The sequence below is a fragment of the Polaribacter sp. ALD11 genome, from assembly GCF_002831685.1.
Taxonomy (GTDB): Bacteria; Bacteroidota; Bacteroidia; order Flavobacteriales; family Flavobacteriaceae; genus Polaribacter.
On record NZ_CP025119.1, the window covers coordinates 2,907,354 to 2,925,354 of the forward strand.

Annotated in this window: 7 protein-coding genes and 1 tRNA gene; 3 read left to right on the top strand and 5 right to left on the bottom strand. The window is 31.3% G+C overall.

Annotated features, from left to right (window positions below; translation table 11 throughout):
- Window positions 1-6: 6 nt before the first annotated feature.
- The 4 genes from CW731_RS12800 to CW731_RS12815 all read right to left on the bottom strand — a co-directional run bounded on the left by CW731_RS12800 (window position 7) and on the right by CW731_RS12815 (window position 9,093).
- The gene (locus CW731_RS12800; RefSeq protein ID WP_100947095.1) at window positions 7-4,734 is read right to left on the bottom strand and encodes an ice-binding family protein; all 4,728 of its coding nucleotides are present in this window, start codon (window positions 4,732-4,734) and stop codon (window positions 7-9) included.
- 324 nt (window positions 4,735-5,058) lie between these two features.
- Window positions 5,059-6,036 (bottom strand): response regulator, encoded by a 978-nt coding sequence (locus tag CW731_RS12805; protein ID WP_100947096.1) that lies wholly within the window; start codon window positions 6,034-6,036, stop codon window positions 5,059-5,061.
- Window positions 6,037-6,471: 435 nt separating this feature from the next.
- Window positions 6,472-7,446 carry a response regulator gene (locus tag CW731_RS12810; protein WP_100947097.1) on the bottom strand — a complete coding sequence of 325 codons (975 nt, stop codon included), beginning with the start codon at window positions 7,444-7,446 and terminating at the stop codon, window positions 6,472-6,474.
- Window positions 7,447-7,539: 93 nt separating this feature from the next.
- Entirely contained in the window at window positions 7,540-9,093 is a 1,554-nt protein-coding gene (locus CW731_RS12815) for a PAS domain-containing sensor histidine kinase (protein WP_100947098.1), read from the bottom strand.
- A 487-nt stretch (window positions 9,094-9,580) separates the two neighbouring features.
- Here CW731_RS12815 and CW731_RS12820 point away from each other — a divergent pair, with 487 nt between their 5' ends.
- From CW731_RS12820 to CW731_RS12830, 3 genes are all read left to right on the top strand, one after another.
- Window positions 9,581-10,030: a retropepsin-like aspartic protease gene (locus CW731_RS12820; RefSeq protein WP_100947099.1), complete on the top strand. Its 450-nt coding sequence runs from the start codon at window positions 9,581-9,583 to the stop codon at window positions 10,028-10,030.
- A gap of 19 nt (window positions 10,031-10,049) precedes the next feature.
- A complete protein-coding gene (locus CW731_RS12825) occupies window positions 10,050-10,502 on the top strand; it encodes a GatB/YqeY domain-containing protein (RefSeq protein WP_198519818.1) in 453 nt (150 codons plus the stop codon).
- A gap of 9 nt (window positions 10,503-10,511) precedes the next feature.
- Window positions 10,512-10,585: transfer RNA gene (locus tag CW731_RS12830), tRNA-Arg, on the top strand.
- Window positions 10,586-10,657: 72 nt separating this feature from the next.
- On the opposite strand, the gene CW731_RS12835 is transcribed toward CW731_RS12830, so the two are convergent.
- Window positions 10,658-17,815 (bottom strand): PA14 domain-containing protein, encoded by a 7,158-nt coding sequence (locus CW731_RS12835; RefSeq protein WP_100947101.1) that lies wholly within the window; start codon window positions 17,813-17,815, stop codon window positions 10,658-10,660.
- Window positions 17,816-18,001: the final 186 nt, after the last annotated feature.

The following is an 18,001-nucleotide window of genomic DNA, read 5'->3' on the forward strand; positions in this document are numbered from 1 at the left end:
TTTTAATTATTCAAATATTAATTTCTTAATAATTTTTCCTCTATTAGTATTAAGTTTTACGATATAAACACCAGAAGAAATGTGTGTTTTTATTTTTAATTGATAAGTATTTTTTTGTTCTTTAATACTCCAAAGACTTATTTTTTTACCAAGAATGTTGTAGAACTCAATATTTTTAATATTTAATTCTCCATTTTTTGAAATTACAATACTGTTGTTATTTGCATAAATTTTTATCACACTTTCTAATGAGTTAAACTCATCATTTGATAAAACTTTATTTTCAAGAAATGATAACACAAATCGATCTTTATAAATACCTTCTTTTAATTGGTAGCTTGCAGAAGTCGTATTTATTTTTTGAGTTAGACCTGTTAGTTTGTCTTTAATAAATATGTCTTGACTAATATATTTTATTTCATCTATCATTATAGAAATGTTACCATTGTACCCCATAACAATTTCTAAAGGTACTTCTAAGTTGTTTGTTATTTCTTGTACACCAGTAATAACGTAAGGTAGTTCGTCATTAGGAAATTTCCAGTAGATGTCTGTCGTATTTAAATCATACATTTGAGAATCATATCCTTTATTAAAGGCATAAGAATTTCCTTGATAAAAAGAAGCACCTATTTGACGATGTAAGGAAGTTCCTTCATTATTTGTAAAATTCATTCCAAGTTTTAAAATAGGTAATTTAAATTGTGGAGCATTTTTAAAACTTGATTTTTTACTTTTTAAGAATACAGATCCGTTTTCTTCTGTCTTATATTCTCTTTGACTGTTGTTAAAAATAATAGGTCCACCATTAGTTTCATCCCCCTGAATAAAGAATCCTTGTCCTATTGCTATATATGGCTCTGGGGCAATATAAGATGCTGCATGTTCACTTCCCCCTGTACTAGGGGTACATGCTATTTGACCGTCATTATCTTTAAATCTTACATAATCTATATAAATTACGTTCACATCATTGGAAGTAAATGTAATATTACTACCAATTTTTACACAAATAGTAATATCACTTTGGTAGTAATTACCAGAAGTAGCAGGTAATGTATACGTACCTATATCATTATTATCTATTTTAATTTTTATGCTTTTATTTAAAGAAGATTTATATCTTATTCTTAATGTATCTACACCTCTAGCGATATTAGTAAATCTGATAAAGTTATCTGGACTGCTCATAGAAACGACAGTATCTGCTCCATCTTGAATTATTGTTCCATTCATTTCAGTAGCATCTTCAGATTGAAGAGTGAAATCTACAGGTGTGTTTAGAGTTGGATCATTGGCTGTAACTCCCATTGCTATATTTCTTGTAGCATATCCGCCAATATATCCTGCAAAATTATGACCACTAGAGGCACCAGTTGTATCTTCTTCACTTACATGTTGCCAAAAATATAAAGTTGCATTTGTAGTGTTTATATTATCTTCTATAAATTTTTTAACACTCATTGCAGAAGGGAAAGGATTACCAATTAAATAAGATTCATTTGCAACTACAGCTGTAGTTGTATTGAATTTCCCGTCATTAGGTGTACCAACAAATGTGTAATTTTGAGGTCTACCTGGACCTTTAAATATAAATCCATCTCCTTTGTTTATTGTGCCACTTTTCTGTTTTTGTTCCCAATTAGATCCTCCAGTATTACTTGGTGAATATGTGTATACCCAATAATCAGCTAAAGAAATAGGGGCTGTTGTAGCACCATCAAAACCACCTAAAAATGTAATATCTTTAGCAATAGTGCCAATATTACTTGTTGCATCTAAAGCAGCTGTACCATCTTTTAAAACACTTTCTAGCGTATAGGTGTTAGTACCTGTAATATTTACAGGAGAACTCATATAATTAAATCGATATAAACTAGGTACTGTAGAATTCTGATCTATCAAAAGTTTTCCATTACCAGATACTTGTGCAGTTTCTGTATGTGTTTGAATCAATTGAGAAGTACCTAATAAACGAATTTGATCATCGGTATTTGTTAGCATTATTTCATTAGTAACTACTAATAAATTATTTGTAATTGCAAGTATACTGTTGTTGTTTACTACAAGTTTACTAGCACTTAGTTTACTACCAGAATGATTATAATTTTCGTTTATAATTGTATGTCTAGACCTATCAGGAAAACCATTAGACCAAGTGTTGCCTATTCTTACAGTAGTATTTATGTTGTGTAAACCTAATAATGTATTTGAAGTTGAATTAGAATTTATAACTTCAGAAGTTAAAGGAGCATGAGGATGTCTTTCTGGACCGCCAGCACCTAAAAGTCTGTAAGCGTTTAATGCAGGATTAATAAATAGAATCCATTCTTTTGCTGTAAAGGTCTTATTAGGTATTAATATTTCATCCATTCTTACATAAGATGTTTTATCTGCAAATGCTTCAATAACGTCATATCTATTTTTGTAAGAGGTCTCGTCATTCTTTGGTGATAATGTAATAATATCATTAACGCCTGCAATATCAGTAAGTGCATTGTTAGTGATAATATTTGAAGGAACAGCATTATTAAAATTAGTAATTTTACTTAAAGAATTTTTTAATAAAACAGATTTCCCAGGAGCTAAAGCTGTTGTAACTGTATAGGTTGCATCTGATAAAGCGCCAGTTTGATCACCTATTTTGTTTTTATATAGTTGTATACTAATTAGATTTGCTGCAATAGTTTTAGTATCATTTATATTCGTTATTTCTATCCATCTTTCATTATTAAACTGATATATTTGGGTAATCATTGGAGTTCCATCACTTGTAGTGTCTCTATAATCTACATCACCAATTGTTAAAACATCACCGTCTTCATCGCTAAAGTTATCTGTTTGAGAATTATCAAAAGAACCATTAACATCAGTATAATCATCCGAATTTTCTACACTATTATCTAAACCATTTGTTCCTACAGTGTTATCTGTTCTTCCATTAGAACCACCAAAAATATCAGTAATACCTGAGCCAGATTCTACAATATCAAAAATACCATCTCCATCAGAATCTAAATCTAAATAATCTGGAAATATATCAGAACTAGGATCTGTATTTTTAGGAGATAGACCCAAAGAACCTGTGCCGTCTGTAAGACCATTTGGAGTGAAATCATACGCATTATCTAAACCATCCATATCATCATCATTTCCTGAAGGATGAATATAATCTCTTGTAGATTGTGCTTCAATATTGTCTGGAATACCGTCGTTATCTGAATCTAGGTCTAAATGATTCGGAATAGTATCTCCATCGTTATCGTTAACACCTTCAATAGCATCTAAAATACCATCATTGTCATCATCTATGTCTGAAGTATCAGGAATACTATCTCCGTCTGTGTCGGTTGACAAAGAAGTAGAGGCAACACATTCTGGATTTGTATAAAGTATACCTGTATTGGTGTTCACGGCACCTGCTGTAGAAAGTTGTCTACCTGCTAAAAAGACACCTGCACCTGAATTACAGGCTCCTCCATGAGAAATAAAATTTCCTTTTAAAATAGATCCAGCACCTATATTAACTGCACCAGTGGTAACTCCGGCTCCTCCAAGCCAAAAAATATTGCAACGCTTCGCTCCGTTCGCTAAAATAATTTTTGATTGTGCGGCTATACTAAGTGCACCAGCAAACCTCATAACAAATATTGCATCGGAATCTCCAGCCGCATCAAGAGTAATGGTTCCTCCCAAAGATCCTGCTCCTGCTATCTGATAAACTCCAGGAAAAAGTGTTTCTCCTGCTCCAAAAGCTGCTGCAGCATGAACTCCTGTAACAGGTAAAGCCATAAGCGCCAAATAAGCATTGTCTAAATCTATTTTAGCTTGCGCTGTAAGAGTATTTGAAATATGTTCAGTTCCAATATGAATTCCAGTTGTATAACCAGTTATGCTTCCTGAGTCTGTACCAATTTTACCATTAATTCCTGATATCCCCGTATTTCCTACAGCGCCCAAACTAGTATAAAGAGCAAATTCTGAAACAACACCTAGAATATCTAGAGAAGGAGCAGTGGTACAGCCCGATTCACAAAACACAGGAATAGTGCTTTTACAGGTAGGAGGAGAAACACTTGCTCCAACTCCAGTCGTTATTGCTCCAGACATGGTAAGCATTCTACCCTCAAGAGTAGCGCCTGCACCAAGACCAACGGCTCCTACTTTAGAGAATAAAGTTCCTTTTATATTTGCATTTGCTGCAACAGAAATAGCCCCATCAGCCATAAAAAAAACATTGCAAGACTTTGTTCCGTTAATTAAAGTAACCTCTGCGCCTGCGCCAACTGTAAATGCACCTAAAAATTTAATAATAAAAAAAGCATCTGGATCTCCCTCTCCATCAAGAATAAGATTACCTCCTACAGAACCAGCAGCACCTGTGTAATAAACTCCAGGTGTAATAGTTTCACCGCCAAAAGCAGGAGCATGTGTGCCTGGGAAATCGACAAAAAGATCGTTAAGATGAATATACATTCTCATTAAATCGAATCTGGCTTGTTCTGTTATTGCATCTGCATTGTATGTATTACCAGTATAATCTCCGCTTATTATTCCTAGATTTGAACCAACATCTCCTGTCCAGGTAGCTCCAGCTCCATTTGTAATTCCTCCGTCACCACTGTAACCTTCAAAAGAAGATAGTATTCCTAATTCAAGTGTTTGGCTATTACTTATAGTTGAGAAAAGGACAAGTATAATGGTAAGAATACAGAGTTGTAAATGTTTTTTCATAATAAATAAATGATTAAATTTAATTTAACAAACATCATAACAAAAGAGAATTGCAACCAACGGGTTGTATTTAATTTAAAATTATGCTGTACAGATCTAGTTATTGTGGAAAGTAGTGAATTGCAAAGTTCTGTTTTATATAAGAAGAATCTGTCAGTAGATATACTCTTTTTTCAAATAAAATAATCAGTAAAAATACGGATATATGTTGTTTTCTTAAATAACACTTAATAAGTATACAGTAGAGTAGTATCCAAAATAATTTACTTGAGTTCAGTTTTATTTAATATTTTTATTAAATAATTAGTACGCAATCTCTCGTTATTATTCTATTACTATCAATCCATTACGAATAGAATGCATTATAAGTTCAGCAATGTTCTTACTGTTTGTTTTTTCTAAAAGATTTGCTCTGTAAGTTTCAATAGTGCGTTGCCCTAGAAAAAGGATTTTAGAAGTTTCTAAAGTAGATTTTCCTTTGCAAATTAACTCTAATACTTGAAGTTCACGATTACTTAGTTTTGATGCAGTCTCTTCTGTCTTTTTAAATTTAAAAGGACTAGCAGTTTTTGTGTTTAGTTTAACAACGTTACCAGCAATACTTGTATGCCCTTTATATGTAATTATAGATCCAAATAATTCAATAAAAACAGTGTTTGAAGTTTTATGAATGGCTTCAAATTTTAAAGAAATTGAACCTTTTGAGGCTTTTAAACAACGGTCAAAATCATTTAAAATTTCTGTCTTATTACAATGTTTATTATCGAGAAGTTTTTCAAGATTTATTGAGGAAAAGTCATCGTACTCATACCCGAAAATTTTTGCTAATGAATTATTGTAAAACAAAAATTTGTTATTCTGATAAATATAGATACCTAAGGTTGGATGATCTATTAGAGCTTGAAATTTTTCATTGTTAATTTGCTCAAGAGCCTCATATTTAGCAAGGCGGGTATTAATGACTTTTAGTAACTCAAAAAGATTGAAGGGCTTTGTAATATAATCATCTGCTCCTAATTGCATTCCTGCTCTAATATCTTCACTTTCTGTTTTCGCAGAAAAAAAAACTAAAGGAATGACAGAGGTGGCTTTAATTTGTTTAATTGTTTTATAAAAATCATATCCATTCATATTAGGCATCGATATGTCGCAAAGAATAAGGTCTGGTAAATGTTTTAAAGTTTGTTGTACGCCCACAAGACCATCTTCAGCAATGAAAACTTCAAAGTTTTGTCCTTTAACAAATTCAGCTGTATTTTCTCTTAAGACAGTGTCGTCTTCTATGATAAGAATTTTCTTCATTTCAAAAAATTAGAACTATCTGTATTTTATTTTTTATTGAAAGAAACAGAGTCGATTTTTATTCTATTAGATTAAATAAACATCATAACAAAAAATATGTAACCAACAGGTTATAATTAATGAGAAATTATGTTGTATTGACTTAGTTATTAGGGAAAGTATTATTTAGCAAAGTTCTGTTTTAAAAAAGCTAAAAAAGTCAGTAGATATACCCTTATTTCTAAAGAAATATAAAAGATAGTCAGTAAAAATACGGAGTTATTTTTATATATAATGATTAGCTTTGGACTACGGTATTAATTTTTTTTAGAAGGAAGAAGAGAACATAAGTTTTAATTTGTCTTGTTTTTTAAAGACAAATTAAATACTAAATAAGTAAATATAGTAGGCAAGATATTGATAGTTAGGTAAATATAGTTTCGTGCTAATTCGTTACTATATTACTATTAATCCATTACGAATAGCATACATCATAAGTTCAGCAATGTTTTTGCTGTCTGTTTTATCTAAAAGATTTGCTCTGTAAGTTTCAATAGTTCGCTGTCCTAGAAAAAGGATTTTAGAAGTTTCTAAAGTAGATTTTCCTTTACAAATTAATTCTAATACTTCAAGCTCTCGATTGCTTAGTTTTTTTTGAGCATCTAATGTATTTTTAGATATAAATGGGTTGGGGTTTTTTGTTTCTAATTTAATAATATTACCAGCAATACTTCTGTGACCTTTGTAAGTAATTACAGATCCAAATAATTCAATAAAAACAGTTTTTGAAGTTTTATGGATTGCTTCAAATTTTATAGATATAGAACTTTTTGCACCTCTAAAACATTGCCTAAAATCATTTAAAATTTTCGCTTTATCACAGTATTTTTCATCTAGAAGATCTTCAATTTTTATAGAAGAAAAGTCATTGTAATTATATCCGAAAATATTTGCCAATGGAGTGTTGTAAAATAGTAATTTTTCTTTATGATAAATATAAATTCCTAATGTTGGGTGATCTATAAGCGCCTGAAATTTCTCGTTATTAATTTGTTTAAGAGTATCATATTTAGCCAGACGTGTATTTATAACTTTTAATAATTCATAGAGACTAAAAGGTTTTGTAATATAATCATCAGCCCCTAATTGCATTCCTGCTCTAATATCTTCATTTTCTGTTCTTGCTGAAAAAAATACTAAGGGAATGGTAGAGGTAGCCTTAATTTGTTTAATTGTTTTATAAAAATCATACCCATTCATATTGGGCATAGATATGTCGCAAAGAATAAGATCTGGTAGATGTTTTAATGTTTGTTGAACCCCCACAAGACCATCTTCGGCAATAAAAACTTCAAAGTTCTGGCCTTTAATAAATTCAGCAGTATTTTCTCGTAAGACAGTGTCGTCTTCTATAATTAAAATTTTTTTCATTTTAAAAAGATTAGAATAGCACGTGTTTTGTTCTTAATAGAAATTGATAAGGCTATTTGATGTTCTAACTGTTAGGTTAAACTAAGTACTTTATTACTGTAAATAAGGTAGTATAATAATTACTACAGTACCTTCTCCTACAATAGATTCAATTAAAAGTTGACCTTTATGAAGGTCTACAAATCTTTTTACAACAGACAAACCAAACCCAGTTCCTTGTGCAGCTCCTTTATTAGATGCACGGTAATAAGGTTCTAGTAAATATTTTATTTCGTCAGTAGGTATTCCAATTCCTTGATCTTTAATTGTAAATTTTATCTCTTGGTTCTTTGTTTTGTTTAAACTAATGGTAATGTTTTTAGTACTATACTTTAAGGCATTAGAGATAATGTTATTTAAAATATGGCGAATCATAATTGCATCCATATAATAGCTTTCTATAGCTACTTTAGATGTGAGAATTACTTTTTGTTTGGTTTCAGATACACTTATGTTTTCTTCAATAATTTCATTTATAAGTGGAAGTAGCTGAATGTTTGTTGGCCTAAAAAAAGATTTACTAGTTTGTTCTTCATCTATAAGAGAAACATCATCTAATAATGATTTTGTTTGTTGTACAGCGTCGAATATTTGTTTAAATAGTTTTTCCTTTTTTTTCTTGTTCCAGGTGTCATTGTATATTTGTAATAATTGAACACTAGAAAGAATTCCTGCTAAAGGAGTTCTAAATTCATGAGAAACGGTAGATATAAACTGTGATTTTAATAGGTTTACTTCATTTAATTGGTTATTTAATAGAACTAACTTTTCTTCCTCTAATTTACGTTTTGATATATCGTTAATAGTTGAAATTAATAAAGCTTGTCCGTTAATAGACAACGGACTAGTGTATATTTCAATATCACAAGTCTCTCCAGAGGCTTTTTTATGAATAAATTCGAAATAAGAAGGTCCTGTGAGCGTAAATTTTTTCATTTCTTCGAATATCTTTTCTGAAGGAAAAGTACTGATGTCTGATAGGTTCATCAATTTAAATTCTTCCAGAGAATAACCATAAAAACCCATTGCAGCAGAATTAATATCAATAATACTACCGTTTATTGGGTCTATTAGTAGCTGAGGAGTCTGGTTTTTTTCGAACATAGCATAATATAATTGACCACTTTCTTGCAATGCTTTTTCTGCTATTTTTCGATCGGAAATATCTCGAATATGGCATAAAATTATTTTGTTTTTATCTACCACGTATACATTACTTACAAATTCTACATCGATTGAGTTTCCTGCCTTTGTTTCTAGAGGCATATCTTCAAATCGAATATATTCTTTGTTTTGTAACTCTATAAAAGTTTCTTTAGAAGCTGCAATGTTTTTGAAAACACCAATTTCCCAAAGCTCTTTTCCTACCAGCTCGTCGTAATTAAATCCAATCAATTCAATTAAAAAAGGGTTTGCATCTGTAATCTGGCCGGTAATTGCATCAAGAATTAAAATTCCTTCTTTAGATGATTCAAAAATTTGATGAGAACGTGTTTCGGCACTTTGTTTTTTGTCTAGGGCTAATTTTAGCTTTTTATTCTGTTTTGTAAGCTTACTATTACGTGCTTTTAATTCGTCAATTAAATTGTTAGATTTAGATTTGATCATAGCTCGCCTTATGTATTCTATTTAATTATTATCTCTATTGCTTTTTGCTAGAGAATATTTAATTTTATGATTAAAACGTATGCTTATAGTTTCTTTTTGATTCGAAACAAGTTATTTTAGTTGACAAGCGATTCGTTACATGCTTCTTTTATAATTATGAATAATAGAAATGAAAGGAAAAGGGAGCTTGATAGAGAATCAACTGTTATAAAGGTAGGTAAATTTAACAGTTATTCGGAGTTTAGTTTTTAATGTTTAGCAACTAGCTTATATTCTTGTCTTTAATCTTTAATTTTATAAACGATTTATATATTATAAAATCAATTTTATTAATTCGTGGTTTTCTGTAATTTTAACTAAAATTACTTTATTTATAAATGCTATAATTTTATTAAAATAAACCGATGAACAAAAAGTGCAAGAAATTTTAAGGCGGTAGTATTTTCTGAATTTTATAAATTGTATTTTTGAAAACTAATAAGTTTAGATGAAACGTTTAGAAAAAATTTTAAAGAAGAAGAAATACGTTAAGATTTCGCTTAAAAAAATAGCGACCAATCATTTAGAGTTAAAAGCAAAAATTAATGGAGTTAAAGGACGCTTTATTTTAGATACTGGTGCTTCTAATTCTTGTGTAGGCTTAAATGCAATAACGCATTTTAATTTGATAGCTAAAGAGAGTGAAACAAAGGCAGCAGGAGCAGGGGCTACAGATATGGAAACTCAGCTCTCGGAGAATAATAACCTAGAAATAGGTAATTGGGTAACCAATAAATTACATTTAGTGCTTTTTGATTTATCGCATGTAAACACTGCTTTAACACAGCACAAAGCAAAGGAAGTAGATGGTATTATCGGTGCAGATATTTTACAAAAAGGAAAAGCATTTATAGATTACAATAAGAATGTTTTATATTTAAGAAAATCAAAAAAATAATCAACTAAAAATAAAAAATATGAGTTTGCAAAAACAAGTAATGGATAAAATGAAAGAAGCAATGAAAGCAAAAGATACAATTGCTTTACAAGCTTTAAGGGCTGTTAAGTCGGCTTTTTTATTAGCTAAAACAGAAACTGGTGTTCAAGAAGAATTAACAGAAGAACAAGAAGTTAAAATTATTCAGAAACAAGTAAAACAAAGAAAAGATAGTGCAGCTATTTTTATAAAACAAGATAGAGAAGATTTAGCAGCACCAGAATTAGCAGAATTGGCTGTTTTGGAACAATTTTTACCAGAAGCTTTAAGTGAAGGAAAAATTGAAGAAGTTGTAATAGCCAACATAGGTAATTTGAATGCATCTGGAATGCAAGACATGGGTAAAGTTATGGCTGCAGTTCAAGAGGAGTTAGCAGGACAAGCAGATGGTAAAGTTATTTCTACTTTTGTTAGAAAACATTTAATGAAATAAATTATAAATGGCTACGTAGTTCAACTGGATAGAATATCAGATTTCGGCTCTGAGGGTTGGGGGTTCGAATCCCTTCGTGGTCACTAATAAAAAAAGGAAAGTCAAACTTATTTAAGTTTGACTTTCCTTTTTTTATTTAAATCTAAATATTCTATCTATTTTTCGTAAAATACTTTTTTAGTAATTACACCTTTGGCTGTTTTTATGTTTACAATATAAACTGCAGTTGGTATGTCTTTAAGTTTTAACCTATTCTCTAATTTTGAATCTATACCATTCCATTCATTTACTTTTTGACCAAGAATGTTAAATAGCTCAACTTTATTAATTTTTAAGTTAAGATCATTTTGAATAACAATTTCTTTAGCCTTGTTATCCATAAAAAGAGATAAACTATTGTTTAATTCTGCATCTATATTTTCATTAGATAAAGTTGCACCAGCAGAAAAAACTAAAGAAAATCGATCTGAATATGTTCCTATATTTAATTGAAAAGAAGCACTTTCTTTATTTATTTTTTGTGTTTTACCTGTAAGTTTATCTTTTATAAATACATTTTGATTAATATACTTAATCTCATCAATACCAAGAGTAACAGAACCATTATATGCCATAGTAATTACTAGGGGTACTTCTAAATCACTAGATATTTCTTGTACACCAGTAATTACATATTTAATTTGATTATTAGGAAATTCCCAGTATAAGTCTGTAGCATTAACATCATACATTTCAGAATCATAGCCTTTATCAAAACCAAACGAATTAGAAGAATGGAAAGATGCACCAATTTGACGGTGTAAAGCAGTTCCTGTATTATCTGTATAATTCATTCCTAGTTTAATTATAGGAAGTTCAAATTGTGATGATTTCTTAGATTTAGACTTAGATTTTCCACTTTTTAAGAACACCGAAGAACCAGTACCTTCTGTTTGGTATTCTCTTTGGCTATTATTAAAAACAATTGGACCACCATCTGTTTCATCACCTACTATAAAAAATCCTTGACCTATAGCAATATATGGTTCTGGTGCAATATAAGATGATGCATGTTCATTTCCACCTATACTTGGAGCACATTCTACTTGACCATCTAGATCTTCAAACCTTACATTGTCTATGTAAACAACATTTAAATCATTAGAAATAAATGAAATATTACTACCTGTTTCAATACATAATTTGAAAATAGCTTCATCATATACTCCAGCAGTAGCAGGCAATACAAATTCACCTCTTTCTGTGTTATTGACTTTAATTTTTATATTTTTATCAAATGCAGATTTATAAATTACTCTTATAAAATCTACACCTCTAGAAATCTTATCATATTTGATAAAGTTATTAGCACTGTTCATAGAAACTACTCTATATACACCATCTTCTACTATAGTCCCATTAATTTCGTTAGCATCTTCAGATTCAAGAGTATAGTCTACTGGTGTGTTTAGTGTTGGGTCGTTAGCAGTAACTCCCATTGCTATATTTCTTGTAGCATAACCGCCAATATACCCAGCATAATTATGTCCACTTGAACCACTATCAACATGCTTTTCACTAACGTGTTGCCAGAAGTACAAGGTTGCATTTGTTGAGTTTATATTGTCTTCTATAAATTTCTTAACGCTCATTGCAGAAGGGAAAGGGTTTCCAATTAAATAAGATTCGTTAGCCCCTATAGAAGCAATAGTGTTAAAAGTACCATCATTAGGTGTTCCTGAAAACGTATAGTTTTGAGTTCTTCCAGATCCTTTAAAAATGTAACCATCTCCTTTAGCTATAGCACCACCTTTATATTTATGAAGATAGTTAGATATACCATTGCTAGCAGGAGAATAGGTATATATCCAATATTCTGCTATAGAAATAGGATCTGTAGTTGCCCCGTTATAACCTTGAACGAATGCAATATCTTTAGCAATACTTCCTATATTGGTTGTAGCATCTAATGCTATTGTACCGTCCTTTAAAACGCTTTGTATTGAGTAAGTGTTAGTACCAATTGTACTTACAGGCGAACTCATATAGTTATACCTATAGAAACTAGGTACTGTAGAGTTTTGATCTACCAATAGCTTACCGTTACCAGTTACTTTTGCTGTTTCTGTATGTGTTTGTATAAGTTGAGAGGTACCTACTAAACGAATTTCGTCATTGGTATTAGTTAGAGTTACATTGTTTGTAACTACTAATAATTGATCTGTAATTGCAAATTTACTATTACTATCTACCACTAATTTTCTAGCGCTTAGCTTACTCCCAGAATGATTGTAATCTTCAGCTATAACGGTATATCTAGATCTATCTGGAAAACCATTAGACCAAACACTACCTATTCTAGTTGTAATATTAATTTTGTGTAAGCCTAATAATGTATTTGCTTCGCTGTTAGAATTTATTATTTCAGAGATTAAAGGATCGTGAGGATGTCTTTCTGGGCCACCATCAGCTAATACTTCATATGGATTTAGTAAATCATCTATAAAGACTACCCACTCATTAGCTGTGTAGGTTTTATTTGGTACTAAAGCTTCATCTATTCTAACATACGAAGTTTTATCTGTAAAAGCTTCAATAAGGTCATATCTATATTTATAAGAGGAAGCATTATTTTTTGAAGATAATGTAATAATGTCATTAGCACCTCCTATATCTGTAAGTGCGTTATTTGTTAAAACGATTGCAACACTCTCTAAATTAACAATAACGTTGGCAGAATTTTTAATTAATACAGATTTACCAGGTGCCAAAGCTGAGGTAACCGTAAAAGTTACATCTGGAGCAATGGTTTGAATACCTGTTTTATTTTTGTATAATTGAATGTTAATAAGATTTGCAGCAATAGACTTAGTGCTGTGTATGTTCGTTATCTCTATCCATTTCTCATTATTAAACTGATAAATTTGAGTAATCATAGGAACACCATCGTCTGAAACATCTCTATAGTCTACATCACCTATTGTTAATACGTCACCATCTACATCTGGAAAATTATCTGCTTGTGTAGCATCATATTGACCATTAATATCTGTGTATCCTAAATCTGTATCACCAGTTTCTGCAAGGTCATTTAAACCATTAACACCAAAATTTCCTGTAGATTTTCCATTACCATCATTTGGTAAACCACCATTAGATTCTATTACATCAAATAAACCATCACCATCAGAATCTAAGTCTAAATAATCTGGAGTTGTATCTGAATTTACAACTGCAGTAGCATCTGTATTTATAGGAACTATTCCAATAGAGCCAACACCGTTTACATTTCCATTTGGAGTAGTGTCATAGGCATTGTCTAAACCATCCATGTCAGAATCTGTTCCAGAAGGTTCTATATACTCTATAGTGGTTTGTGCTTCTATACTATCTGGAATACCATCATTGTCTGAGTCTAAATCATGATGATTTGGAATACCATCGTTATCAGTATCACACGTTTTAGGAGATAGAATAGAAAAAGGAAGGCTTTGTTGTGCAATAGAAGGGCTCGAATATTCTACCTCTAATGAATGGCCGCCTGTTCTCTCAAAAAATAAAACTACAATTTCATGTAAGCCAGAATTTAACATCGTAGGAGTGCCAGAAACAAAACCACCTGCGCCATGCAGCCCATCATAATCTACCACTTCACTTCCATCGATGAATAGTTTTGATCCATCGTCTGAATTTAAGTAAAAAGTGTATGTATCAGTTACAACGATATCTATATATCCAAAATACCTAATGCTATAGGTTTCACCATCTAGTGGTGTAACAATATTTTGCAAAAATGTCACTTCGAAATTTGATACATTTCCTATACCGTCAGCACCTGTTGTTGGAATATTATCTACTGTAAAATCTTTAGGAACTGAATCATAAAATTCATAACTTAAACTTCCTTTACATCCTGAGTTTTCTACGGTATCTAATATACCATCGTTATCATCATCGATATCTGTAGCGTCTGGAACGCCATCTTTATCTGTATCTAAATCGAAAGTAGTATCTCTATAATCTACATCTCCACCATAATTTACATCACCATCTGCATCTGTAAAGTTGTCAGTTTGGGTATCATCAAAATTACCATTTACATCTGTATAATTATCACCATTATCAATAGCGTTAACTAATCCATTTATACCAACAGCTCCTGTAACCTCACCATTTCCGTTGTTTGGTAATTCGCTACCAGACTCATTTACATCAAAAATGCCATCATTGTCTGCATCTAAATCTATATAATCTGCAGTATCAGTTCCGTCTGTGTTTTTTGGAGTTAACCCTAAAGAGCCTGCACCAGAAGAAGCACCATTTGGTGTAGTATCATATGCATTATCTAAACCATCGTTATCGGAATCTGTACCAATCGGTTTTATATATCCTGCTGTACTTTGTGCTTCTATATTGTCTGGAATACCGTCATTATCTGAATCTAAATCTAAATGATCTGGTATTCCGTCATTATCTGTATCTAAATTATTACATATCTGCGGCGGTGTAAAACCATCATGATAAACATTATCAAGATACAAAACAGAATTTACACTTTTTTGTATTTTTATATATCTAGAATTTTTTGTTAAAATATACTGACGTACATACCAACCATATATAGTTCCGAAATCTAATCTAACTGGGGAAGAAAAACCAGATGTAGCAGCACTAGATTCTGAAACCATAGTATCGGCATAATTACCATAAGCACGCAGATTAATAATTGTACCTGTTGGAGCTATATTTAATAAGTCTAGAATAAGTTCATCGGTCGTTGAATCAAAATAAGCATAATTACTATTACTCCCATCAATAGCTCTAGAGTATTCAATTACCCCAGTTTGACTTTTATAAGACAAATTTGCAGGAGCTACGTTTATAAGAGAGTTGCAAGAATATCCTTCGTTGGTATCTAAAATACCATCATTATCATCATCTATATCCAAAGTGTCTGGTATACCATCATTATCCGTATCAACAAAGATGGTGGTTGTATCTCTAAAATCTACATTATTAGGAGAATCTGATGTACTTGTATTAGGAAGCTCACCGTAAGGAGTGTTGTCGAAACTACCATTTACATCTGTATAATTATCTCCATTGTCATAATTGGAGTCTAAACCATTAACCCCTACATTTCCACTTAAAGATAGGCCAGCTTCAATTCTATCTGAAGCACCGTCATTATCTGAGTCTGTGTCTAAATAATCTGGATTATCAGTCCCGTCGTGATTATTTGGTGTAGATAGACTTTTACCAGTTACTCCTCCACAAGAGAAGAATCCTCCTGTACAGTCTGTATCATAAGCGTCATTTAAACCATCACCATTTGAATCTGTATTACCAGCGGTGTCCGGAGCTACATAATTAGTCGTTGCTTGTGCTTCTATATTGTCTGGAATTCCATCGTTATCTGAATCTAAGTCTATGACATTAGGAATGCCGTCTCCATCATTGTCACATATTGGTTGAAAAATCTGATAACTAACATTGTCTATTTCCAGTTGGCCAAATCCACCATCTACAGCTAATTTTATTCTAAGATATCTAGCAGCTGTTGTTAATTTATATTGTTTATTTTCTTCTGAGTTAGTTGAAGTCCAAGAATAAGATTTTGCATTTGTGAAATTAGAAGTGGTGGTAGATTGATCTACACCCATAAAATGATTAATGTTACTTGTAACACGAGATTCTATTTCTATAATTGCATTTTTAGCTACAATTTGCCCTAAATCTATAATTAATATGTCATTAATTGAATTTAATCTAGCTCTGTTATTATCAGAAGTAATGGCATTATTTGCATTACCGACACTATTGCTACTTTGTACTCCTGACGCATTATTACCAGGGATACTTGGGCATTCAACAGTATCTATAATACCATCATTATCATCATCTATATCTATTGAGTCTGCAACACCATCTCCATCAGTATCTATAGAAGTTGTAGCATCTCTCCAGTTTACATCACCACCAGCTTTTGTGTCTGGAAAGTTATCTGTTTGTGTATTATCAAAATTACCATTCGTGTCTGTATAATCATCTCCATTATCGTAGGCATTGTCTAAACCATTCTTACCAACTTCATTTGTAAGAGTTATATTCGCTTCTTCTGTGTCTGAAACTCCGTCACCATCAGAATCTAGATCTAAATAGTCTGGATTACCAGTGTTTTCTGTATTTACAACAGTGAAACTAGTTGCGTTAGATGAATCATTATTTTCAAAAGCACTATCTAAACCATTTGCTCCAACATTTCCTGTTGGCGTTATATAAGTTGCAGTTGGTTGGCCTTCAATAATATCTGGAATACCATCACCATCTGCATCTAAGTCTAAATGATTTGGTATTCCATCGTTATCAAAATCATATACGTTAGGTATTCCATCTCCATTAATATCATTGTAATTTGTTGTACTTCCATCACCAGATCCATCATCTCTAGTATCTAAATAATTAGGTAGTAAATCTCCATCTTCATCTCCTAGAGGATTATATACTATACCTCCAGTTGTATTTTCTACTACATCTAAAATACCATCATTATCATCATCTATATCAATAGTATCTGGTACACCATCTTTATCTGTATCAACTTCCTCTATAGCATTTAGTTCTACAGCAAAATGTATTGACTCTACATTATCTAGAGTTTTATTTCCATTTCCATCAGTTGGGTTAACCACATTATCTAAAGGATAAAAAGTTAATGTCATTTGTCCGCTTGCATTTGGAGCAGCTCTAAAAATATAATCTCCTTGAACCCATTTGTCATGAGCAGAAGATATAACAGGAATTTTTTGCCTTGCGGTATTATTTAATCTATAATCGAAAGCATCAATATATTTAGGAGAATATGGGTTGTTTCCTTCACCATTATAATTACTCCTAGAAGACATAAAGTAAATAGAAAGCTTGTATAATTTTCCATCTATAAGATTCCCCATAGTTGTAGTAACAGATTCTTCTAGTTGTGTATTCAAATCACCAACATCTCTCATCGAAATCCAAGTTAGATCTCCAGTAGGAGGTAAAGGTAAAGGGCTATTAATCCAAGAAGCACCACCACCAACGGTGCTTTGTCCCCCAGCATTATTTCTATTAGAAATATCTGGTGTACCACCTGTGTCTTGCCATCCTGTTGGTGTACAATTCCCACAAATTGCACTGCTAGAACCTGTGCTAGAAATAGTTTGAGAAAAGGATTGAAAATTAAGAAGGAGTGAAAACAATAGCATTAAAAAAAATGTTGTTGTTTTAGTTACGTTATTTTTTGATAAGTATTGAATTTCCCCAAATTCAGATACTTGAAAAAAAAGTTTTTTCATGTGTTTATTTTTTTTATGTTTTTGGGGGATCTATAAATATTTAGAATAACTCTATTTTATTAATAGGCGGCAAAAATAAGGTATTTGTTTTTATAATTATTAATAAAATCATTTAAAAACTACCTATATTACTATTCAATAACCTTTTAGATACATTTTTTCTCTAAAATTAGCCTTTATATGCTA

Coding starts and splice junctions, on each gene's coding strand:
- CW731_RS12800 (WP_100947095.1), bottom strand. CDS start 4,734: ATGAAAAAACATTTACAACTCTGTATTCTTACCATTATACTTGTCCTT.
- CW731_RS12805 (WP_100947096.1), bottom strand. CDS start 6,036: ATGAAGAAAATTCTTATCATAGAAGACGACACTGTCTTAAGAGAAAAT.
- CW731_RS12810 (WP_100947097.1), bottom strand. CDS start 7,446: ATGAAAAAAATTTTAATTATAGAAGACGACACTGTCTTACGAGAAAAT.
- CW731_RS12815 (WP_100947098.1), bottom strand. CDS start 9,093: ATGATCAAATCTAAATCTAACAATTTAATTGACGAATTAAAAGCACGT.
- CW731_RS12820 (WP_100947099.1), top strand. CDS start 9,581: ATGAAACGTTTAGAAAAAATTTTAAAGAAGAAGAAATACGTTAAGATT.
- CW731_RS12825 (WP_198519818.1), top strand. CDS start 10,050: ATGAGTTTGCAAAAACAAGTAATGGATAAAATGAAAGAAGCAATGAAA.
- CW731_RS12835 (WP_100947101.1), bottom strand. CDS start 17,815: ATGAAAAAACTTTTTTTTCAAGTATCTGAATTTGGGGAAATTCAATAC.